The 21,981-nt window shown below is 72.7% G+C and carries 22 protein-coding genes; 15 read left to right on the top strand and 7 right to left on the bottom strand.

Annotated elements, in window-relative coordinates; all coding sequences use genetic code 11:
• Window positions 1–8: 8 nt before the first annotated feature.
• Complete coding sequence (locus OG570_RS38205; protein WP_326953698.1) at window positions 9–854, bottom strand: alpha/beta hydrolase; 846 nt, start codon at window positions 852–854, stop codon at window positions 9–11.
• 399 nt (window positions 855–1,253) lie between these two features.
• Here OG570_RS38205 and OG570_RS38200 point away from each other — a divergent pair, with 399 nt between their 5' ends.
• From OG570_RS38200 to OG570_RS38150, 11 genes are all read left to right on the top strand, one after another.
• Complete coding sequence (locus OG570_RS38200; RefSeq protein WP_326953697.1) at window positions 1,254–2,261, top strand: LacI family DNA-binding transcriptional regulator; 1,008 nt, start codon at window positions 1,254–1,256, stop codon at window positions 2,259–2,261.
• Window positions 2,261–3,202 (top strand): carbohydrate ABC transporter permease, encoded by a 942-nt coding sequence (locus tag OG570_RS38195; protein WP_326953695.1) that lies wholly within the window; start codon window positions 2,261–2,263, stop codon window positions 3,200–3,202. Before OG570_RS38200 ends, OG570_RS38195 begins: the two co-directional genes overlap by 1 nt.
• A gap of 3 nt (window positions 3,203–3,205) precedes the next feature.
• Entirely contained in the window at window positions 3,206–4,033 is an 828-nt protein-coding gene (locus tag OG570_RS38190) for a carbohydrate ABC transporter permease (protein WP_326953693.1), read from the top strand.
• A gap of 35 nt (window positions 4,034–4,068) precedes the next feature.
• On the top strand, window positions 4,069–5,346 hold the full coding sequence (locus OG570_RS38185; protein WP_326953692.1) for an ABC transporter substrate-binding protein: 1,278 nt from the start codon (window positions 4,069–4,071) through the stop codon (window positions 5,344–5,346).
• A gap of 13 nt (window positions 5,347–5,359) precedes the next feature.
• Complete coding sequence (locus tag OG570_RS38180; protein WP_326953691.1) at window positions 5,360–6,523, top strand: ADP-ribosylglycohydrolase family protein; 1,164 nt, start codon at window positions 5,360–5,362, stop codon at window positions 6,521–6,523.
• On the top strand, window positions 6,520–7,815 hold the full coding sequence (locus OG570_RS38175) for an ADP-ribosylglycohydrolase family protein (protein ID WP_326953690.1): 1,296 nt from the start codon (window positions 6,520–6,522) through the stop codon (window positions 7,813–7,815). Before OG570_RS38180 ends, OG570_RS38175 begins: the two co-directional genes overlap by 4 nt.
• A gap of 109 nt (window positions 7,816–7,924) precedes the next feature.
• On the top strand, window positions 7,925–8,806 hold the full coding sequence (locus OG570_RS38170) for a ribokinase (protein ID WP_442788219.1): 882 nt from the start codon (window positions 7,925–7,927) through the stop codon (window positions 8,804–8,806).
• On the top strand, window positions 8,803–10,677 hold the full coding sequence (locus OG570_RS38165; RefSeq protein WP_326953688.1) for an SUMF1/EgtB/PvdO family nonheme iron enzyme: 1,875 nt from the start codon (window positions 8,803–8,805) through the stop codon (window positions 10,675–10,677). Before OG570_RS38170 ends, OG570_RS38165 begins: the two co-directional genes overlap by 4 nt.
• Window positions 10,674–11,882, top strand: a complete 1,209-nt coding sequence (locus tag OG570_RS38160; RefSeq protein ID WP_326953687.1) for a CaiB/BaiF CoA transferase family protein — start codon at window positions 10,674–10,676, stop codon at window positions 11,880–11,882. The genes OG570_RS38165 and OG570_RS38160 overlap by 4 nt, the downstream gene beginning before the upstream one ends.
• A complete protein-coding gene (locus OG570_RS38155) occupies window positions 11,879–12,694 on the top strand; it encodes an HpcH/HpaI aldolase/citrate lyase family protein (RefSeq protein WP_326953686.1) in 816 nt (271 codons plus the stop codon). Before OG570_RS38160 ends, OG570_RS38155 begins: the two co-directional genes overlap by 4 nt.
• A 63-nt stretch (window positions 12,695–12,757) precedes the next feature.
• On the top strand, window positions 12,758–13,987 hold the full coding sequence (locus tag OG570_RS38150) for a hypothetical protein (RefSeq protein WP_326953685.1): 1,230 nt from the start codon (window positions 12,758–12,760) through the stop codon (window positions 13,985–13,987).
• Between the two features lies 1 nt (window position 13,988).
• On the opposite strand, the gene OG570_RS38145 is transcribed toward OG570_RS38150, so the two are convergent.
• Complete coding sequence (locus OG570_RS38145) at window positions 13,989–14,432, bottom strand: ArsR/SmtB family transcription factor (RefSeq protein WP_326953684.1); 444 nt, start codon at window positions 14,430–14,432, stop codon at window positions 13,989–13,991.
• A gap of 89 nt (window positions 14,433–14,521) precedes the next feature.
• On the opposite strand from OG570_RS38145, the gene OG570_RS38140 reads away from it, so the two are divergent.
• Entirely contained in the window at window positions 14,522–14,767 is a 246-nt protein-coding gene (locus OG570_RS38140) for a hypothetical protein (protein WP_326953683.1), read from the top strand.
• On the opposite strand, the gene wsfD is transcribed toward OG570_RS38140, so the two are convergent.
• The 5 genes from wsfD to OG570_RS38115 form a co-directional block, all read right to left on the bottom strand.
• Window positions 14,755–16,245, bottom strand: a complete 1,491-nt coding sequence (gene wsfD, locus OG570_RS38135) for a glycan biosynthesis hexose transferase WsfD (RefSeq protein ID WP_326953682.1) — start codon at window positions 16,243–16,245, stop codon at window positions 14,755–14,757. The two genes, OG570_RS38140 and wsfD, sit on opposite strands and share 13 nt — an antisense overlap.
• Before the next feature lie 167 nt (window positions 16,246–16,412).
• Window positions 16,413–16,625, bottom strand: a complete 213-nt coding sequence (locus OG570_RS38130) for a hypothetical protein (RefSeq protein WP_247051344.1) — start codon at window positions 16,623–16,625, stop codon at window positions 16,413–16,415.
• 38 nt (window positions 16,626–16,663) lie between these two features.
• Complete coding sequence (locus tag OG570_RS38125) at window positions 16,664–16,876, bottom strand: hypothetical protein (RefSeq protein ID WP_326953681.1); 213 nt, start codon at window positions 16,874–16,876, stop codon at window positions 16,664–16,666.
• A gap of 10 nt (window positions 16,877–16,886) precedes the next feature.
• The gene (locus tag OG570_RS38120; RefSeq protein ID WP_326949163.1) at window positions 16,887–17,282 is read right to left on the bottom strand and encodes a DUF6010 family protein; all 396 of its coding nucleotides are present in this window, start codon (window positions 17,280–17,282) and stop codon (window positions 16,887–16,889) included.
• A 110-nt stretch (window positions 17,283–17,392) separates the two neighbouring features.
• Complete coding sequence (locus OG570_RS38115) at window positions 17,393–19,171, bottom strand: flavin-containing monooxygenase (RefSeq protein WP_326953680.1); 1,779 nt, start codon at window positions 19,169–19,171, stop codon at window positions 17,393–17,395.
• 98 nt (window positions 19,172–19,269) lie between these two features.
• Between OG570_RS38115 and OG570_RS38110 the strand changes: the two genes are divergently transcribed.
• From OG570_RS38110 to OG570_RS38100, 3 genes are all read left to right on the top strand, one after another.
• Entirely contained in the window at window positions 19,270–20,253 is a 984-nt protein-coding gene (locus tag OG570_RS38110) for an SDR family NAD(P)-dependent oxidoreductase (RefSeq protein WP_326953679.1), read from the top strand.
• Entirely contained in the window at window positions 20,250–21,137 is an 888-nt protein-coding gene (locus OG570_RS38105; RefSeq protein ID WP_326953678.1) for an alpha/beta hydrolase, read from the top strand. The genes OG570_RS38110 and OG570_RS38105 overlap by 4 nt, the downstream gene beginning before the upstream one ends.
• Before the next feature lie 88 nt (window positions 21,138–21,225).
• Window positions 21,226–21,876 (top strand): TetR/AcrR family transcriptional regulator, encoded by a 651-nt coding sequence (locus OG570_RS38100; protein ID WP_326953677.1) that lies wholly within the window; start codon window positions 21,226–21,228, stop codon window positions 21,874–21,876.
• Window positions 21,877–21,981: the final 105 nt, after the last annotated feature.

Below are 21,981 nucleotides of genomic sequence, written 5' to 3'. Positions count from 1 at the left end.
GCCGGCGCTCAGCCGAGGCGCTCGCGCAGGAACGTGAGGCCGGATTCGGTGGCCTGCTGCAGTTTCTGCCGGCTGTAGAAGTGGCCGGCGCCGTCCAGCCGGATGAGGTCGGCGTCGGCCCCGGCGCGCCAGTACGCCGCGACGAGCGCTTCGCTGTGGGCGATCGGGATGCCGGAGTCGTCGGTGCCGTGCACCAGCTGGAGCGGGGCGGCGGCGGCCGAGACGTGCAGCAGCGGGCTCGCCGTCGCGTCCGGCAGCCAGTCGTGCGGGTCGTGGCCGGTGCGGTGCAACGACGTTCCCGCGGGCGGGGGCGGGATGCGGGTGAAGTCCGTCGGCGGGCTCCAGGCGACGGCCGCGGCGAGCCCGCTCGGCTCGCCGGTGACGCCGAGGTCGCCGTCCAGGCTCGGGTGGTCGGCCGTGACGGCGAGCATCGCGGCGAGGTACCCACCTGCCGAGTGGCCCCAGGCCGCGACCCGGCCGACGTCGACGCCCAGTTCGGTACCGTGCCGGCGGATCCACCGGACGGCGGCCTTCACGTCGTGGAGCTGAGCGGGGAAGGCGGCCTCCCGGCCCAGCCGGTACTGCGCCCGCGCGACGGCGAAACCGTTGTCCACCAACGTTTCGGTGACGTGGTCGCCGATCCGCCCGTGCTTGTGCGAGCCGGCCGCGAGCGCGCCGCCGTCCAGGAACACCACCACCGCGGGCGGGGCGCCGGCCGGCACGACGAGGTCCAGCAGCAACGGCCGGTAGCCGGGCAGCGGCGCCACGAGCGCATCGCGGTAGACCACCCGGGCCCCGGCACGCTCGGCTCGGGGCAGGGCGAACGCGGCCAGGGGAGCACGGGGCGTGAGCACGGGACCACTATCGGGACCCAGCCGGGCGCGCGGCCAGCAGTACCACGATGCGGGAGGAATGCCGCGTTTCGCCGGAGTTGCCCCCGGGCGCGGTGAGGCCGGTTTCGGGCCGGGCGCAGGGTCACCTCCGGCCGCACCGACCGGCCGACACGGTGCCTGCAACGACCAACAGAGATCGCGGGCGCCGCCGTCGCCGTATTGGTCGGGTCGACCACCCCGGTCGGCGAGTTGTCCGGAGCGGTCCGCGCCCGCGGCGCTCTACCCGGCCTGTCCCGGTGGTTGACACAACCGCCGACCGGGTGTCAGGATCGGCGTCAACTCCAGTTGGAAACGTTTCCAAACCCGGCTTCCGCAGGTTGGAAACGTTTCCAGAAGCCTTATCCGAGGGTAGAAGCGACGATGACGTCACCACGTGCCACGCTGATCCAGGTGGCCGAGCGCGCCGGGGTTTCCCTGGCCTCGACCTCCCGTGCCCTGCACGGCACCGGGGCGAGCCCGGCGATGGTCGAGCGCGTGCGGGCCGCGGCCGCCGCGCTCGGGTACAGCGCCGATGCCATCGGGCGCTCGCTGCGGATGAAGAAGACCTTCCAGGTCGCGTTCGCGGTCGCGGACATCGGCAACCCCGTCTACGTCGAGATGATGCGGGCCATCCACGCGGTCCTCGAACCGCACGGTTACCGCGTCGTCGTGATGAGCACCGGCGACACCGCGACGTCGACCACCGAGCTGGTCCGCAGCCTGAACAGCGGCTTCGTCGACGGCATGATCGTCAGCCCGCTGCGCACCGACGACCGGCTGATCGCCGAGATCCAGCAGGCCCCGGTGCCGGTCGTGGTGATCGGGCGGGCCCTCGACGACCGCGGCATCAGCTCGGTCTCCACGGACTCCGCGGGCGGGATCGGCGACGCCGTCCGCCACCTGCACGCCCTCGGCCGCCGTCGCCTCGGCTTCCTCAACGGCCCGCTCGACACCACGCCCGGCGCCGCGCGCCAGCGGGGGTTCGACGCCGTCACCCAGGAGATCTCTTTCGACCGGGAGGACCAGGAGATCGCCGCCGACTTCACCGTCACCGCCGGGCTCGACGCGGCCCGCCGGCTCTTCGCCCGCGGCCGGGTCGACGCGCTCGTGGCGGCCAACGACCTGCTGGCCATCGGCGCGATCCGGGCCGTGCGCGAGCTGGGCCTGTCGGTGCCGGAGGACGTCGCGGTCACCGGGATGGACGACACCGAGATTGGCCGCGTCTTCCAGCCGAGCCTGACCAGCGTCTCCCTCGGCTCGACCGAACGTGGCCGCGCGGCCGCCGAGATCATGCTCCAGCTCGCCGACGACCCGGACCGCGCGGTGCAGCAGATCGCCGTCGGCCCCGAACTCGTGGTGCGCGAGTCCTCGAACCCGGGAGGTGCGTGATGACGGCCCCGGCCCTGAAAGAGCGTCCGGTGCAGACCAAGCGGAAGCCGACGCAGCAGCGCACCCGGCGGCGCGAGGCGATCGGGCTCGTGCTGCCGTCGCTGATCCCGATCCTCGTGCTCAGCGTCGCGCCGATCGTCGTCGGGATCTTCCTGGCCTTCACCGACGCGCGCCTGGTGCGCCACCCGGACTACGCCTTCGCCGGTTTCGACAACTTCGGGCGCCTGGCGGAGAACAACCTGTTCTGGGACTCGCTGCGGATCGGCATGATCTGGACGGTCGGCGTCACCGTGCTGCAGCTCGCCGCCGCGATCGGCCTGGCGCTGTTGCTCAACTCGGGCCTGCGGCTGCAGGGGCTGACGCGGGTGCTCGCGCTCGTGCCGTGGGCGATGCCGCCGGTCGTCGTGGCGATCATGTGGCAGATGATCTACTCGGCAAACGGCGGCCCGCTCAACGCCGTCCTCGGCAGCGTCGGCCTGCCCGACGACATCAACTGGCTCGGCGACTTCTCGTTCGCGCTGCCCGCCGTGATCGTCGTCGGCGTGTGGGTCGGCATGCCGCAGACGACCGTGACGCTCCTGGCCGGCCTGCAGCAGATCCCGGCCGAGCTGCACGAAGCCGCGGCGATGGACGGCGCCGGCGCGTGGCGGCGCTTCACCGCGGTGACGTGGCCGAGCCTGCGCCCGATCGTCACGTCGATCACGTCACTCAACTTCATCTGGAACTTCAACTCGTTCTCGCTGGTCTACGTCCTCACCGCGGGCGGTCCGGGCGGCAAGACCATGGTCCCGGTGCTGTTCGTCTACCTGGAGGCCTTCAAGAACCGCGAGATCGGTTACGCGGCGGCGATGGGCCTCGTGCTCGTCCTCGTGGTCGTGCTGATCCTCGCCGTCTACCTGCGGTCGCAGTTCCGCGACGACCGTGCCGGAAAGGGGCGCTGAGCCATGCGCGGACTCGTGCGCCCGGCCCAGTACGCGGCCCTCGCGCTCTACATCCTGTTCCTCGGGTTCCCGTTGCTGTGGCTGATGTCCGCGTCGGTGAAGTCGTCCGGTGAGCTGAACTCGCTGACGGTGAGCCTGCTGCCGAGCGAGTGGCACTGGGAGAACTACACCGAGGCCCTCGACAAGCAGGGCCTCATCCGCTCGGCGGGCAACAGCCTGTTCGTCGCGCTCGCGTCGACCGCGCTGGCCGTGCTCATCGCCGTGCCCGCGGCCTACGTGCTGGCCCGGCTGCGGGGCAAGCTGCGGGTCGCCGGCGTCGGCTGGATCCTGGTCAGCCAGGTGTTCCCGGTCGTGCTGATCATCCTGCCGCTGTTCCTGATCCTGCGGACGCTCGGGCTGGCCGACAACCTCGCCGGCCTGACGCTGGTGCACACGACGTACATGCTGCCGTTCGCGCTGTGGATGCTGCAGGGGTACGTCGCCGCGATCCCGGTGGAGCTCGAGGAAGCCGGGGCGATGGACGGCGCGAGCCGGCTGACCGTGCTGCGCACCATCGTGTTCCCACTGCTCGCCCCTGGCGTCGTCGCGACCGCGATGTTCAGCTTCGTCTCGTCGTGGAACGAGTTCTTCTTCGCCCTGGTTCTCCTGCAGTCGCCGGAGAACTACACACTGCCCATCACGCTCAACATGTTCGTCGGCGGCGAGGGCAAGGTCGCCCTCGGCCCGCTCGCGGCGGGCGCCGTGCTCGCCGCCATCCCCAGCATCGTCTTCTTCAGCATCCTGCGCCGCAAGCTGACCAGCGGCTTGATGGCCGGGGCGGTGAAGGGATGACCCACCCCTCAACGAAATCCTCGAAAGGTCGGTCGATGAAGACACGACGCGCGGTGGTCGCCGCCTGCCTGATGGTCACCAGCCTGCTGCTCGCCGCGTGCGGCAGCGGCAGCGGTGACAGCGGCGACGGGCCGGTCACCCTCACCTTCCAGTCCCTTTCGGACCAGCCGGCCGCGATCGCCCAGACGCAGAAGATCGTCGGCGACTGGAACAAGGCGCACCCGGACGTCCAGGTCAAGATCGTCCAGGCGGGCTGGGACGGCGTCTACGACAAGCTGATCACCCAGTTCAACGCGGGCACCGCGCCGGACATCGTGCACTACGAGGCGGCGAGCATCGCGCCGTTCGCCACCGACGGCTACCTCGCGGACCTGACGCAGTACCTGCCGGCGGAGAAGAAGGCGGACATCCCGAAGGGCGTCCTCGACTCGGTGACGGTCGACGGCAAGGTGGTCGCCTTCCCGACCGAGCTGCAGTCCTACGTGGTCTTCGCGAACAAGACCCAGCTGCAGCAGGCCGGCGTCACCATCCCGACCGGCGCCACGATGACCTGGGACCAGCTGCGCGACATCGCGAAGGCGACGACCAAGGACGGCAAGTTCGGCCTCGGCTGGGGCCTGTCCAGCCCGACGGCGGCGTTCGTCGCGCTGGCCCCGGGCTTCGGCGGGAAGTACTTCGAGGGCGCCGGCAACGACGCGAAGCTGGCCGTCGGCCCGGGGGAGCAGGCGCTGCCGCAGCTCGTCGACGTGATGGCGCACCAGGACCACTCGATCATGCCGGTCACGCTGACGCAGTCCGGGACGAAGGCCCTCGCGCCGTTCTACGCCGGCCAGATCGCCATGACCGTGCAGGGTTCCTACCAGGCGGCCAACATCGCGAAGGACGCGCCGAAGGGCTTCGACTGGGTCGTGCTGCCGCCGCTGGCCGGCTCGGCCGGGCCCGCGCAGGCCGCCAACCCGCAGACGCTGTCGGTGAACAAGGACTCGGGCCACGTCAAGGAAGCCGCAGAGTTCGTCGACTTCTTCACCAGCACGGACAACCTCGCCGCGATGAACGAGGCCGACGCCCTGATCCCGCCGACGACGTCCGCGCGGCAGGCGCTGACCACGAAGCTCGGCACGAAGAACGGCTGGGGCCCGATCCTCGCGTCCGGCCAGTACCTGACCTCGGCGCCTTATCTGTTCGCCGGCAAGTACGCGCAGTGGAAGGACACCGTCGCGACCCCGGCGTACCAGCAGTTCCTCGGGCAGAAGATCGACGCGGCCGGCTTGGCCAAGCAGCTGGAAGACGGCTGGAAGAGCGTCAGCAAGTGACAGGAGCGGATTCTTGACCTGGCTGGAAGACCGGGCCGTCGCGGTGATCACCGGCGCGGCCGTCGGGGACGCGCTCGGCGGCGCCACCGAAGGGTGGACCCCCGAGCAGATCGAAGAGCGGCACGGCGGCCGGGTGACCGGCGTCGTCGGCCCGTGGTACCCGGACTGGCGGGCCGCCCGCCCGATCGCGCCGTACCACAAGGGCGACGGGCACGTCACCGACGACACCCTCATGACGCGGGCGCTCGTCGAGGTGTACGCGAAGCGCCGCGAGCACCTCGACGCGTACGCGATGGCCGAGGACCTGGTGCCGCTGATGATCGGCGAGCCGCGCTGGGTGCCGGAGCTGGAGTCGACGGCGTTGCTGCTGCAGCGGGTGTTCCTCGCCGAGAAGTGGATCGTCGCGAGACTCCACTATGGACACGTCGACCCGCGGGAAGCCGGTGTGGGCAACGTCGTCAACTGCGGTGCGGCGATGTACGTCGCGCCGGTCGGCGTCGTCAACGCGGGTGACCCGCGGGCCGCGTACGCCGAGGCGATCGACCTGACCGCCGCGCACCAGTCGAGCTACGGCCGGGAGGCGGCGGGCGTGCTGGCCGCGATGGTCGCCGCCGCGGTCGCGCCGGGCGCGTCGCTCGACGCCGTCGTCGCGGCCGGGTTGGATGTCGCCCACGACGGGACGGCGGCGGCGCTGCGGGCCGTCGTCGACGAGTTCGGCAGCTGGACCACCGCCCCGGCCACTGACGACGAAGAGCGGGCGCTCGCCGCGCGGGTTCGGGAGACGGTGGCGCCGTTCGACTCGGTCGGGCCGCACTACCGGCAGATGTCGATGGACGCGCGCCGCCCGTCGCGGACCAAGGCGATCGAGGAGCTGCCGGCCGCGCTGGCGTTCGTCCTCGCGCACCGCGGCGACTTCCGCGGCGCGGTGCTCGCCTCGGTGAACTACGGCCGCGACGCCGACTCGATCGCCGTGATGGCCGCGGCGCTCTGCGCGGGCCTCGGCGGCACGGCCGTCGTGCCGAAGGAGTGGGTCGACACGATCGGCGACGCCAGCCGGATGGACCTGCGCGAGACCGGGCACCTGCTGGCCTCGGCGGCCGCCGACATCCTGCGCGCCGACCGCGAACGCGCGCTCGCCCGGGTCGCGGCCCTCGACGTCCTCGGGGGCGCGGCGTGAGGCTGACTTGGGCACAACCGGAGGACCTCCTGGCCCACGAGCTGGTGCAGTCCGCCGCGGAGGGCCGGGACGTCTCGGCCGTGCGGGCCCGCTGGGTCGCGGCGGGCGGCGACCCCGTCCCGGTCGTGAGCGGCGCGGGCCCCGGGGCAGCGGAGCTGCGGGCGCTGGCACGGGAACTGCTGGACGAGCTGGACGCGCTGCCGTCTGCTCCGGAGCCGTCGTGGGACTTCCCGGCCTCGCCCGAGCTGCCGCGCGGCGGCACGGACCGGCTGCTCGGCGCGTGGACCGGCCGGGCCGCCGGGTGCCTGCTGGGCAAGCCGGTGGAGAAGATCCCGCGCGAGGGCATCGAGGAGATCCTGCGCGCGACCGGCCGCTGGCCACTGTCCGGCTGGTTCACCGCGGTGGGCCTGCCCGACGAGGTGGCCGCGCGATGGCCGTGGAACCGGCGCTCGGTCCCGACGTCGCTCGAGGAGAACATCGACGGGATGCCCGAGGACGACGACCTCAACTACCCGATCCTCGCGCTCACCCTGCTGGAGACGCACGGTCGGGACTTCGGCACGGACGACGTCGCCCAGCTGTGGTTGGACAACCTGCCCGCGGGCCGGGTGTTCACGGCCGAGCGGGCGGCGTACCGCAACATCCTCGACGCGCGCCCGTCGCCGGCGACGTACCGCAACCCGTTCCGCGAGTGGATCGGCGCGCTGATCCGCGCGGACGTCTTCGGCTGGGTCTCGCCGGGTGACGTCGTGGCGGCGGCCCGGCTGGCGCGGACGGACGCGCGGCTGAGCCACACCCGCAACGGCGTCTACGGCGCGATGTGGGCCGCGGCCCTGGCGTCGGCGGCGATGGTGTGCGCGACGCCGGACGAGGTCCTCGACGCGGCCGACGCCGTGATCCCCGCGGGGAGTTCGCTGGCGTCCGCGGTCGCGCTGGGTCGTTCGGCGGCGCGGTCGGGCGATGTCCGCGCGGGCCTCGACCAGCTGCACGCCGCGTACGGTGACCTGCACTGGGTGCACGTGCTCAACAACGCCGCGGTGATCGCTTTCGCCTTGGCCAAGGGCGGCGGCGAGTTCGGCCCGAGCGTCTCGATCGCGGTGACGGCGGGCTGGGACACGGATTCGGCCGCGGCGACGGTCGGGGGAGTGGTGGGCGCGTTGCGCGGAGTAGACGGCATCGGCGAGTACTGGACAAAGCCCCTGGACGGCCGCATCGCGACGTCCCTGCCGGGCGGGGAACGGCAGATCGCAGACCTGGCGGCCCGCACGGCGGCGCTGGTGGAGCAGTCATGACTGAGCGGGTGGTACCGGTCGTGAGTGGTAATGAGGGTTCTAACCCTCATTACCACTCACGACCCTCGCGGGCGGCGCAGATCGGCACGGCGTTCGTGGGCGGTGCGGGGTGAGCGGGCGGGTGGTTGTCGTCGGGTCGGCGAATGTTGACCTCGTTGTTGACGTGCCCCGGCATCCTCGTGGTGGTGAGACCGTCCTCGGGGATCGGCTGCGTCGCAGTCCTGGGGGTAAGGGGGCCAACCAGGCCGTTGCCGCCGCGTGGGCAGGCGGGGCCGATACCTCCTTCGTCGGGGCGCTTGGGGATGACGAGGCCGCTGATCTGCTGCTCGTCTCGCTCGGCGGCGCCGGTGTCCGCACCGATCTCGTCGCGCGCGTGGATGCGCCCACCGGGACCGCCTTCGTGACCGTCGATCCGGGCGGGGAGAACGCCATCGTCGTCGCCCCCGGGGCCAACGACCTCCTGCAGCTCAATGACAACCAGGCCGAGCGGATCGCCGACGCCGAAGTCGTGCTGGCCCAGCTGGAGATTCCCCTCGACGTCGTGACCGAAGCCGCCGCGGCCCGCAAGGCCGGGGCTCTCTTCGTGCTCAACGCCGCGCCGTCGCGTGAGTTGCCGCCCGAGCTGTGGGCCGCGGTCGACATCCTCGTTGTCAACGAGCACGAAGCCGCCGATCTCGCGGGCACTCCCGAAGCGCTGCTGGACCGCGTGCCGGTGGCCGTGATGACACTGGGCGGTGAGGGCTGCGTGATCCTTCGCCGTGAGCGGGAACCCGTGCACATCAGCGGTATCCCGGTGCAGGTCATCGACACGACCGGCGCCGGCGACGCTTTCTGCGGTGTCCTCGCAGCGTCGCTCGCCCGCGGGCTTGACGTCGAGGCCGCCACTCGGCTGGCCGGCGCGGCCGGCGCCCTCGCCGTGACGCGGCCCGGGGCGCAGACCGCCGTTCCGTCCGCCGATGAGGTCGCGTTGCTCGGAGGAAGGGTGTCATGACCGACCCGCTCGTCCCGCGGCCGATCGACCGGCCGACGCCGGTGCGTGGCCCGCTGTCCGAATTGGACGAAGCCAAGATCTTCGCCGCGCCCGACGACCCCGCGGACGTTCCCGCATGGCGCGAGAAGCTGCACGCCTGGCGCGAAGACGCGCGAGCCCGTCACGGCTACACCGGCGACGCCTACGCGCGGCCCGGCGCGGCCTGGGCGCAGACCTGCTACAGCGTCGCCCAGGTGTGGTTGTGGGACGAGCTGCTCTACTCGTTCGACGACCACCGCTTCACCCCCGAGCGCTTCCTCGACGACGCCCGCGCCCGCTTCGGCGGCCTCGACGCCGTCGTCCTGTGGCACGCCTACCCGGTGATCGGCCTCGACGACCGCAACCAGTGGGACTTCTACCGCGACGTTCCCGGCCTCGACGCCCTCGTCGAGGACCTGCATCGAGCCGGGTTGCGGGTCTTCGTCGACTACAACCCCTGGGACGTCGGCACCCGCCGCGGCGTCGACGACCTCACCGAGCTGGCCGCGCTCGTCGCCGACCTCGACGCCGACGGCGTGTTCCTCGACACCCTCAAGAAGGCCGAGCCGGAGTTCGTCGAGCGGCTCGAAGCGGCCAAGCCCGGGCTCGTCCTGGAAGGCGAGTCGAAGCTCGCGGTCGAGCGGATCGAGGACCACGCCGCGTCGTGGGCCCAGTTCTTCGCCGACTCGCCCGTGCCCGGCGTCCTGCGCGCCCACTGGTACGAGCGCCGGCACATGCAGCACCACGTCCGCCGCTGGCACCGCGACCACACCGAAGAACTGCAGTCGGCGTGGCTCAACGGCGTCGGCGTGATGGTCTGGGAAGTCGTCTTCGGCGTGTGGGTCGGCTGGTCCCGCCGGGACGCCGCGACCGTGCGGCGGATGGTGACCGTCCAGCGCGCGGCGAGCGACCTGCTCCTCGACGGCGACTGGACGCCGCTGGCCGACCTGGCCCCCGGGCTCCACGCGTCGAGCTGGGAACGGGACGGCGTGACCCTGTGGACGATCGTCAACCGCGGCGACACCGACTACGAGGGTGCGCTGCCGGGCATCGACCTCCTGGGTGGGGTGCCGGCCCGGGGGATCGGCGCGGCACTGGAGGTCGCCGACGGCGCCACCGAACCCGCCTGGCTGCACGACCTGGAGACCACCCCGCACGACCCCGACGCTCGCTTCCCGCACCGCCTGGCGACGCGCATCAGTCCACAAAGGACTACCGGTGAACCCGAGCCGGACGCCGTGATCGTCCCCAACGGACCGTACGTGCTGACCGTCCGGTACCGCGCCCGCGAAACCGGGATGTACCAGGGCGCGCCCTACGTGGACGAATGGAAGCCGCTCCCGCCGCGCCTGCACGACGCCCGGACGCTGCAACGCGACGGCGAGCTGGCCACGCCGGTCGCCGTCGCGGCCACCGAGGTGACGAACGCCCAGTTCGCCGAGTTCGTCGCGGCCACCGGTTACCGGCCGGAGTACCCGCACCGGTTCCTGGAGCACCGCGGCGGGAACGACGAGCCGGTGACCTACGTCGACCTCGACGACGCCCGCGCGTACTGCGCCTGGCGTGGCGGGCGGCTGCCCACCGAGGACGAATGGCAGCTCGCGGGGGAGGTCGGCGGCCTGCGCCGCGGCACCCCGGCCGTGTGGAACTGGACCGAAAGCGAACACTCGGACGGACGGACGCGCTTCGTGATGCTCAAGGGCGGCAGCGACTACCGGGCCGACGGCTCCGAGTGGTACGTCGAGGGCGGACGCCGGGAACCGGCGTACAGCGTCAAGCTCCTCCTGCCCGGACTCGGCCTCGCCCGCGCGGCGACGGTCGGCTTCCGGTGCGCCTGGGACGTGCCGGCATGAGCGTCACCCGTGACCCCGCCGGCGGCGCCCTCGCCGGGCTGCGCGTCGTCGACGCCTCGACGTTGTTCGCCGGCCCGATGGCCGCGATGCACCTGGGCGACATGGGCGCCGAGGTGATCAAGGTCGAGCACCCGCGCAAACCCGACCCGTCGCGCAGCCACGGCGCCGCCAAGGACGGCGTCAACCTGTGGTGGAAGACCCTGGGCCGCAACAAGCGCACCATCACCGCCGACCTCGGCAGCGAAGGTGGCCGGGAGGTCTTCCTCGCCCTCGTGACCAGCGCGGACGTCGTGATCGAGAACTTCCGCCCGGGCACCCTCGAGCGCTGGGGCCTCGGCTACGACGTCCTCTCCGACTGGAACCCGCGGCTCGTGCTCGCCCGCGTCACCGGCTTCGGCCAGCTGGGGCCGTACCGCTCGCGGCCGGGCTTCGGCACGCTCGCCGAGGCGATGAGCGGTTTCGCGGCGACGACGGGGGAGCCCGACGGCCCGCCGACGCTCCCGCCGTTCGGGCTCGCCGACGGCGTCGCGTCGCTGGCCACGGCGTACGCGATCATGGTCGCGCTCGCCTCGCGCGGGCAGAGCGGTCGCGGGCAGGTCGTCGACACCGCCATCATCGAGCCGATGCTGGCCATGCTCGGGCCGCAGATCACCCGCTGGGACCAGCTGCGCACCGTCCAGCCGCGCACCGGGAACCGGTCCACGAACAACGCGCCGCGCAACACCTACCGCACCGCCGACGGCCAGTGGGTCGCGGTGTCGACGTCGGCCCAGTCGATCGCGGAGCGCGTCGTCCGGCTCGTCGGGCGGCCCGATCTGGCCGACGAGCCGTGGTTCGCGACCGGCGCCGAACGCGCGCAGCACGCCGACGAACTCGACGAAGCCGTCGGCGCGTGGATCGGACAGCGCACGCGCGACGACGTCGTCGCCGCGTTCGAGCAGGCGCAGGCCGCCGTGGCGCCGATTTACGACGCCGCCGACATCGTCGAAGACCCGCAGTTCCGGGCGCTCGGCACGATCCACGAGATCGAGGACCCCGACCTCGGGCCGATGCTGATGCAGGGCCCGCTGTTCCGGCTTTCGGGCCACGACGGCGTCATCGGCTTCACCGGCCGGCCGCACGGCGCCGACACCGACGCGGTGCTCGGCGAGCTGGGGTTCTCCCCGGAGCGCGTCGCCGAGCTGCGCGAACGGGGTGCGGTGTGAGCCCGCCGCTGACGTTCCTCTACGCCCCCGCCGACCGGCCGGACCGGGTGGCGAAGGCCCTCGGCTCCGCGGCCGACGTGGTGCTCGTCGACCTGGAGGACGCCGTCGCGCCCGCGCACAAGGACGCGGCGCGGGCGAACGTCTTGCGGCTGCTGGCTTCCGTCGCGCGTCCGGTGCAGGTGCGCGTCAACCACCCGAGCACACCGTGGCACGCGGCTGACCTCGCGGCGGTCGCCACGTTGCCGCTGGAAGTGGGCGTACGGCTGCCGAAAGTCGAGTCACCCGAGGAGATCCGGGCCGTCGCGGCCGCTCTGCCGGACCGCGCGCTGCACCCGCTCATCGAGTCCGCGCTGGGCGTCGAACGGGCCCTCGACATCGCGACGGCGTCGCCGCGGATCGCGTCGCTCGGCCTCGGCGAAGCCGACCTGCGCTCGGACCTCGGCGTCGCCGACGACGCCGGGCTGACGTGGGCCCGCAGCCGCGTGATCGTCGCGGCCCGCGCGGCCCGGCTGGCGCCGCCGGCGATGTCGGCCTACGCCAACGTCCGGGACCTCGACGGCCTGGCCGAGTCCTGCCGGGCCGGGCGGGCCCTCGGCTTCCGTGGCCGGACGGCGATCCACCCGGTGCAGCTGGCCACGATCCGCGCCGCGTTCCTGCCGACACCCCAGGAGATCGCGCGGGCGCGGGAGGTCGTCGAGCGCGTCACGGGTGCGACGGCTGCCGGAGTCGGCGCGATCGCCCTCGCCGACGGCACCTTCCTCGACGTCGCCATGGTCGAACAGGCGCGGACGGTGCTTTCGCTCGCGGAGTAGTACAGCGGCTCAGTACAAAAGCCGTTGTACGAAACTTTGACCGGCGCGTGCGGCAATGACGCCATGCGAATTCCCCGAGTGCTCCTTCTCGTGCTGGCCGTGGTGGCCGGTGCGTTGGCGCTGCCAGGTACGGCCGGTGCCGCCTACAGCGACCCGCTGACGACCACGACCAAGCAGAACCTGGTCTGGCACGCGACCCCGGCCGCCGCGTTGACCGCGCTGGACAACGCGCTGCCGAACGTCAGCCTCAACACCGTCGTCAACGACCCCAGCTACGCGATGACCGGCTGCACCGGCGCGGAGAGGGCCGCGCTGCCCAAGGCGCCGGCCGCCACGAAGTCGTTGTGCTGGGACGCCGACCGCGCGGGCAGCACGACCTGGGTGCCGCAGGGCATCACGACGTCCGGCGACGCCGACGACGACGGCCTGTGGGGTGCCGACAAGATCATCCTGTCCGGCTGGCACAGCACCGACGCGCTCGGCCGCTACGACGACGCGCGGATCCAGGCCGTCAACTACGACGCCCCGGCCGCCGCCGCCCATCGGATGGTGTATCTGGCCGTGCCGAACAGCACCGGCAGCACCTTCTCGGCGGCGAAGGCCCACATGGGCGGGATGGCCTGGTACGGCGACAAGATCTACGTCACCGCCGTCGGGAACACCTCGACCGCGATCCGGGTGTTCAGCACGAAGCACATCCTGCAGCTGACCGACACGACGTCGAACGCGATCGGCAAGACGTCGGGCGGATATGCGGCGTACACGTACAAGTACGCGATGATGCAGGTCGGCTACTACACCTACGCGGGCGGCACCTGCAGCATGGCCGCCGACACCGGGGTGCCCTGCTTCTCGTCGATCTCCCTGGACCGCAGCACCAGCCCGGCCACGGTCGTGACGACCGAGTACTTCTCCGATCAGAGCCTGCACGGCCGGCTCTACCGCTTCCCGATGGGCACGGACTACCTGCTGACCGGGACCGCGACGGAGGCGTTCCGCAGCTCGGTGGGCAACATGCAGGGCGTCCTGTCCCACGGCGGCAAGTGGTACGTCGCCCACAGCTCGGCCACGATCAACGGCCAGCTCTGGACCCAGACGACGACGCAGAGCACGTCGGTCATGTGTGGCTCCACCGCTGCTTGCTGGGCGGTCCACCCGGAGGCGCTGACGTACGACTGGTCGACGGGCCTGGTCTGGTCCCAGTCGGAGTGGTCCACGGCGGACTGCACCGCGCAGGGCCAGACGTGCGGGCGGTCGGTGTTCGCGGTCCCGCTGTCGTCGCTGGCGGCCTGAGTCAGCGGTCGAGCAGGGCCGTTCCGAGCGCCGTGACCAGGTACAGGACCTGGCGCCCGGAACGTTCCCGCTCGACCAAACCGCTGTCGCGCAGCACACCGAGGTGCTGGGAGACGGCGCTGGGTGTGACGCCGAGGGCTCGCGCGAGGTCGGTGGTCGTCGCGGGGGAGCGCAGCGCCTCGAGGAGCCCGGCCCGCGCCCGGCCGAGCAGCCGGACCGTGCTGCCGGGCGGGGGCCGCGTCCCCGCCGTCCAGATCGCGCCGCGGCCGCGGGCCGGGTAGCGCACGGTGGTCTGGGTCGAGGTGTGCCCCTTGATCAGCGCGTACGGCGAGCCGAGCGCGGCGATCGCAGAGGGCGTGCGGTGGCTCTGCGGCCACCGGTTGTTGCGGACGCTCGCCGTCCTGCTCGGCGTCAACACCTTCTGCGGGCAGCTCGCCAACGTCACGCTGGTCCTGCTTGCCACCCAGATGTTTCACGTCGGCGCGCGCGGCTACGGGGTGCTGCTCGCCGGAGCGGCGGCGGGGAGCGTGCTCGGTGGTCTGGTCAACGTACGCGTCATGGCCTGGATCGGGCCAGCACCTCGTGCCGTCGGCGCTGCTGGGGCGGGTCACGAGTGTCTACCGGCTGCTCGGCTGGGGCCTGATCCCGTTCGGCGCCCTGGCCGGCGGCCTGGTGGCCCACGGGTTCGGGCTGCGCACGCCCTACCTGGTCGCGGCCGTGGTGCGGGGGATCGCGCTGGTGGTGGCGCTGCCGGCGCTGGTGCGGTCTCAGCCGACCTGAGCGGTCGCCTCGGGCTCGACCACCGGAGCCGCTGGGCGTCGACGTCGGTTCAGCTGGTCCCGGACGAACCGGTAGACCACCGGGGCCGCCATGACGCACAACGACAGGGCCGCCACGTCCAGCAGGTACGCCGCCAGCCAGACGTGCTTCGCGATCTCGAAGTAGCCGTCCCCGACCACGGCCATCACCGCGATGCCCAGGGCCGCCGTCACCGAGACGCCGGCCTGCAGGCCGGCGCGGTTGGTCCACGCCCGGCGGCGCAGCAGGGCGATCACGGCGCCGGCCAGGCCGAGCAGCACCAGCAGGGACGGCCACCACGGCAGGCTCATGTTGTCGAGCCACTCGCGGAACGTCTGCGGGTTGCCGCCCATGTCGCCGCTGACCGGAGCCGAGTTGTCCGGGGCCTTGGTCGCCGCGCCCCAGGGGCGGTTCGGGAGGTACGGCAGGTCGCGGCCGTGCGTGGCCTGCAGGCCGATGCCGATCGCGCGGGCCAGCGCCGCCGGGTGGGCCAGCAGCAGGCTCCAGACCTTGCCCTTGACCGCGCTGGGCTCCTCCAGCAGCACGTCCGCGCCGGCCAGCTGCTCCGGCCCGTCGGGGTAGTACGCCTTGCCCGCGCTCTGGCTCGCGGCTTCGGGCAGGCCCAGCTCGGCCGCCGATCCCGGCAGCTCGACCAGGCCCAGGGTGTAGACGACGTTCACCGCGTTGACGTCGGCGTAGTTGCGTTCCTGCCAGGCGAGGTTCGCCCGGATCGGCGCGATGATCTCCAGCACGAGCAGGACGGCGATCAGCGGCCCGACGAGCCGGCCCGACCACCAGCGACCGGCTCCCGCCCGGGCGCCGGTCACCGCGCAGACGAGCACCGCCAGCACGAACAGCGGCAGGAACCCGATCTTCGCCAGCCCCGCGACGACGCCGCCGGCCGCGACCAGCAGCAGCGCGGACAACCGCTCGAAGCCGTCCTCGACCTTGGTGCCGGCGATCACCGCGAGCCCGCAGAGCAGCGTGTACGCGCCGAACAGGCCGGCGGGCTCGCCGAACGTCGAGAGGAACAGCCGCGCGAAGTCGGGGTTGAGCAGCGGCAGGACGGGCGGGAGCAGCAGCGTGAGACGGCGCCAGCCCCGGGCGAGCAGCGCCCAGGCCGCGAGCGCGGTGACCAGGAAGACCAGCAGCGTGTACAGCCAGCCGAGCGAGGTGAGGCTGAACGGCCCGTCGCCGTCCGCGACCGCCTTGAACAGCACCGCGGCGCTCGAGGGCTGCGGGTCGGGGCACGGCGTGCCGCGGCCGAAGTCCAGCACGACGCCGCCGAGCCAGCTCGCTTTGTGGTCGGGGGTGGCCGGGCTGAGCCCGGCGGTGCAGAACAGCCGGTAACCGTCACCGTTGTCGCCGGCGCCGTTCGGGGTGCCGAGCAGACCGAGGCTGATGATCAGCCCCAGCGCAGCGACGAACCCGGCCGCGACGGCCATCCCCACCCTCTTCACACCGGTCAGCCTAGGTGGTCGGTTCGCCGGGTGGTTCCGGAACACCCGATTCCGGTGGCCCGGATCTCACTGCGCGTGGCCGGACGCTTCAGTGCGAGGTGCCTGGTCACGGGGTGTCCGCGGACGTGCGCGGCGCGTTCGGCGCACGCCGTGACGCGGGGTGCGTCTCAGCCGGAGTGGCCGCAGTGCAGGACCGCGGCACCGGCCAGCGCTTCGCAAGCCGGGCACCGCGTCATCGGGCGCTCGCGACGTCCCCAGTAGGGGTGGGTGGCCCCGCACAACGCGGTGACCCGGTCACCCGGCTGGGGGTCCGGGTTGCAGCGGGGGCAGTAGGCGTGCGCCGCGCGTTCGACGGCGGTGCTGTCTTGGCTGGCGCTCATGGACCCGGGATACCCGGCCGGCCGGTGCGGCAACCGCGTCAGTCGGTGGTGAGCTCGGCGAGCACTTCCGCGGCCGTCGTGCTGCCGCCGTCGGCGAGACGCCGCAGCTCGGCGAGGTTCTCCTGCTCGGTGGCCACCTCGATGAGCACGTCGAGCGCCGTCGGGTCGCCGGTGTCGGCGATGCGGCGGCGGCCGGCGAGGTCGCCTTGCTCGCCCAGCTGCTCGATGAGCACGTCGAGGGAATCGGACATGACCTTCAGCCTACGCGCGAGCGGTGCGCAGCGACGCCACGACGGACCGGCCACCCGTGAAGCACCAGATCGCGATCACCGGGTCGCAGAACGCGCAGCCGAACGACGAGTCGTGGGCGAACGGGAGGATCGGCTGGCCCTTCAGGTGGTGGACGACGTCCCAGCCGGTGTGCAGGAGCCAGCCGATCCCGATGAACGTCCACGAGTCGAGCCCGCGGAACGCGACGTAGGTCAGCACCGCGCAGAACACCAGCTCCCACGGCCCGAGCGCACCGCCGGAGAGGTAGGCCGCCCCGGCACCGGCGACCATCAGCGCGTTGAAGCGCTGCCGGTGCGGCTCGCGGATCAGCGAGTTGAGCAGGACGTAGACGAGGCCGACCAGGATCGGCGCCAGTACCGCGATCATGGTGGACCACGCTAGGAACCCGCGGCCGCACCGGCCAGTGGCTGTTCTGCCATCCTCCGCCGGATTCTCGCCAGTCAGGCTTCGAGGTGCTCCCGGTCCGGCCGGACCATTCACATGACTTCGTCCATTCCGCCGTTCTCCCGCCAGGCGGCGAGCAGCGCGTGGAAGGCGACCGGCCCGTCGCCGAACGACTGGCTGTGTTCTCGTGGCTTGCCTTCGTTGTTGTAGTAGCCCGGGGTGCATTCCAGCTGGAACCGGTAGCGGTCCGGCGCCTTCCGGCGGATCGTCTCGACCCACGCCTGCTCGGCCGCCGCCGTGGGCTCCACAAGGGACGCTCCGCGCTTGCGGGCTTCGGCGACGACCGCGCCGATGTGGCTCGCCTGCTCGTCCAGCACGTGCACGAAGTTCACCGAGGGGGCGTTCTGCAGCGAGCCGAGCTGGAACAGGTTCGGGAACCCGTGGCTCGCGACGCCGTGCAGCGTCCGGGGGCCGCTCCGCCAGCGTTCCAGCAGCGAGACGCCGTCGCGGCCGACGATCGGCAGACGTCCGGCCATGACGTCCGAGGCGCCGACGGAGAACCCGGTCGCGAAGATGATGCAGTCGGCCTCGTACTCCCGGCCGCCGGCGACGACGGCCCGTTCGGTGACGGCTTCCACGCCGCCGCTGTCGGCCGTGTCCACCAGGGTGACGTTCGGCCGGTTGAACGTCTGCAGGTAGTGGTCGCTGAACGTCGGGCGCTTGCACATGTAGCGGTACCAAGGCTTGAGCGCCGCGGCCGTGGCCGGGTCGTCGACGAGCGCGTCGACCCGGTCGCGCAGCTCGTTCATCTTCCGGAAGTCGGCGAGCTCGTGCGCCTCGGCCGGGACGTCCGTGTAGGCGTCGGTCGCGACCAGGTCCTTCAGCAGGCGGGCGCTGCCGGTCCAGCCGTCGCCCACCAGGTCCTCCTCGGCGCGACCGCCCGTGACGACGGTGAGGAAGTTGTCCCGGCGCCGCCGCTGCCAGCCCGGGGTCAGGGAACCGGCCCACGCCGGGTCGGTGGGCCCGTTCCCGCGGACGTCCACAGTGGACGGTGTCCGCTGGAAGACGACCAGCTCCCGCGCGTCGCGCCCGAGGTGCGGGACGACCTGGACGGCGGTCGCGCCGGTGCCGATCAGCGCGACGCGCTTGTCGGCCAGCCCGGTCAGGCCGCCGTCGGCGGTGCCGCCGGTGTAGCCGTAGTCCCACCGGCTGGTGTGGAACGTGTGCCCGGCGAACGTCTCGATGCCCGGGATGCCGGGCAGCTTCGGGTGGTCGAGCGTTCCGTTCGAGACGACGACGTAGCGCGCGCGGATCTCGTCGTCGCGGTCGGTGCGGACGAGCCACTCGCCGTCGTCCCAGCGCAGTTCGCTGACCGCGGTGCGGAAGCAGGCGTCGTCGTAGAGGTCGAACGTCCGGCCGATCGCGCGGGCGTGCTCCAGGATCTCCGCGCCCGGCGAGTACTTCCAGCCGGGGACGTGGCCGACCTCCTCCAGCAGCGGGAGGTACACGTAGGACTCGATGTCGCAGTGGATGCCGGGGTAGCGGTTCCAGTACCACGTGCCGCCGAAGTCGCCGCCCTTCTCGATCACGCGGATGGTCCCGACGCCGGCCTGGCGCAGCCGCGCGGCGGCGAGCAGCCCGCCGAACCCGCCGCCGACCACCACGGCCTCGACGCGGTCGCGCAGCGGCTCGCGCACGAGGTCGCCCTCGACGTACGGGTCTTCGGCGTAGTACCCGAACCGGCCGGTGGGCCGCTGGTACTGCGCGCTGCCGTCCGGCCGCAGGCGCCGGTCGCGCTCGGCGCGGTACTTCGCGCGCAGGGCGTCCGGGTCGAAACCCAGGTCGGCGGGCAGGGGCGAGGTGGGGGACATGGGTGCCCTTCCGGGTTCGGTGATCGGCTCACCTCCAGCAAACCCAGTTCGGGAACTTTGGTCAAGCAAGTGATTTAAACCTGCGGTACGCTGTCGCCATGATCACCGCGGACACGCCGATCGGCGAGTGGGTGGCCCACCCCGAAGGCGGCCCGCTCATCCGGGCCCTGCTCGCCGGCGCGGGTTTCGACGAGAGCGTGCTCGCGCCGATCAGCCAGGTGCCGCTGGGTCAGCTCGTCGCGCTCAGCCAAGGGAAACTCGGCCAGGACGTCGTCGACGACCTGGTGGCGCGCGTCAACGACGGCGTCGTCCCGGCCGCCACCGGATCACGGGAGCGGACCGTCCCCGGCCGGTTCGACGGCCGCACGGTCGTCGTCACCGGTGCCGCGTCCGGCATCGGCCGCGCGACGGCGTCCCGCATCGCCCGCGAGGGCGGCCGGGTGGTCGCGGTCGACGTCTCGGCCGAGCGGCTCGACGAGTTCGCCGCCGAGACGCCCGAGCTGGTCCCGGTGGCCGCGGACATCACCGACGCCGCCGGGGTCGAGCGGATCCTGGCCGCCGCCGGGACGCGGATCGACGGCCTGGCCAACGTCGCCGGGATCGCCGACGACTTCTCGCCGGCCCACGAGGTGAGCGACGAACTGTGGCGGCGCGTCTTCGCGGTCAACGTCGACGGCACGTTCCGGCTCATCCGCGCGGTCGTCCCGGCGATGCTGGCGGCCGGCTCCGGCTCCATCGTGAACATCGCCTCCGAAGCCGCGTTGCGCGGCTCGGCGGCCGGGATCGCTTACACCGCTTCGAAACACGCGGTCGTCGGGATCACCCGCAACTGCGCGGTGATGTACGGGCCGCACGGCATCCGCGTCAACGCGGTCGCGCCCGGCGGGGTGGCGACCGGCATCGCACAGAGCGGCACGCCGTCGGCGTTCGGGCAGGAGCGGCTCGGCGCGTTCTTCGGCCTGATGCCGCCGATCGCCACGGCCGAGCAGCTGGCCGCGTCGATCACGTTCCTGCTCAGCGACGACGGCGCGAACGTCAACGGCGCCGTGCTGCCGTCGGACGGCGGGTGGGCGGCCCAGTGAAGCTCGCCGAAATCGCACCCGAGCTGCGCGGCCCGGCGCGGCGGCTGCCCCGGCTGCCGCTGGACCGGCCCTTCGGGCTGTGGCTGGTGCGCCGGACCATGGCCCGGATGCGGCCCGTCGCGGTCCCGGACGTCGACATCGAGGTCACCGCGGGGCTGCGGATCTACCGGCCGCGCGAGCCGCGGTCCGACCTGACGCTCCTGTGGATCCACGGCGGCGGCCTGGTCATCGGCAACACCGTGCAGGGCGACGCGTTCTGCGGGGAGACGGCGCGGGAGCTCGGGATCACCGTCGTGTCGGCCGGGTACCGCCTCGCCCCGGAGCACCCGTACCCGGCGGCGCTCGACGACTGCCACGCCGCCTGGGAGTCGGCGCGGGACCAGGCCGCCGACCCGGCCCGGGTGGTCGTCGGCGGGCAGAGCGCCGGCGGCGGGCTCGCGGCCGCGCTGGTCCAGCGCCTGTGCGACGAAGGGGAGCGGCCGCTCGCGCAGTGGCTGTTCTGCCCGATGCTCGACGACCGCACCGCCGCCCGCCGCGACCTCGACGCGCGGCGTCTCCGCGGCTGGGACAACCGCCTCAACCGCCTCGGCTGGCGCGCTTACCTCGGCCAAGACCCCGGGGCGGCGGTCCTCCCGCACTACGCCGCGCCCGCCCGCCGCGAGAACCTGACCGGCCTGCCGCCGGCCTGGATCGGCGTCGGCGACATCGATCTGTTCCACGACGAAGACGTCGAGTACGCCCGCCGGCTGCGCGCGGCGGGCGTCGGCACGACCGTGCACGTCGAACCGGGCGCGCCGCACGGGTTCGAGTCCTGGGCCCCGGACACCGGCATCGTCCGGGGCTACCTCGCCACCGCGCGGGCGTGGCTGGGCGGGTTCGCCTGATCGTCGAGGTGCTCGACCGGACACGTCCGGCGGGCCGGGGCTCCGTAAGGTGAAGGCAGCCGAGCACGGGGGAGACGAGGTGGCACCGATGAACGTGAAGGCCGTCCGGGCGGAGCGCGCGAGCGCCACGCGGGAGTCCATCCTCGTCACGGCGGAGCGGCTGTTCGCCGAGCACGGGGTGCAGGTGGTGTCCAACCGGCACATCAGCGAGGCCGCGGGCCAGGGCAACAACGCCGCCGTCAACTACCACTTCGGCACCAAGACCGACCTCGTCCGCGCGATCGTGCGCAAGCACTCCGAGCGCGTCGAGAAGCTGCGCGCCGAGCTCGCCGGGGCCATCGACGGCCCGGGCGAGCTGCGCGACTGGGTGGCCTGCCTGATCCGCCCGACCACGACGTACCTGCAGGAGCTGGGCTCCCCGACGTGGTTCGCGCGCTTCACCGCCCAGGTGCTGACCGACCCGGCCCTGCGCGCGATCATCGCCGAGGAGTCGCTGACCTCCCCGGTCCTCGCGAAGGTGGTCGCGGGGCTCAACCGGACCCTGTCGGTCCTGCCGCCGGACGTCCGGGCCGAGCGCGGCGACATGGCGCGTCAGCTGATGATCCACATGACGGCCGAGCGCGAGCGCGCCCTGGCCGAGGACACCGCGACCCCGCGCGCGACCTGGTACGACGCCGGCACCGGCCTGATCGACGCGGTGACCGGCCTGCTCCTGGCCCCGGTGACCACCGCCACCTGACCCGGTCGTGAGTGTTCAGGGCGGTTCTAACCGCCCTGAACACTCACGACCGGAAGCTGCGGTTCGTCCGCGCGGATAGACCGGACCGTCCCGGTTCGTCGTCGC

This window comes from Amycolatopsis sp. NBC_01286 (assembly GCF_035982555.1).
Taxonomy (GTDB): domain Bacteria; phylum Actinomycetota; class Actinomycetes; order Mycobacteriales; family Pseudonocardiaceae; genus Amycolatopsis.
This window is presented reverse-complemented; position numbering and strand designations above follow the sequence as displayed.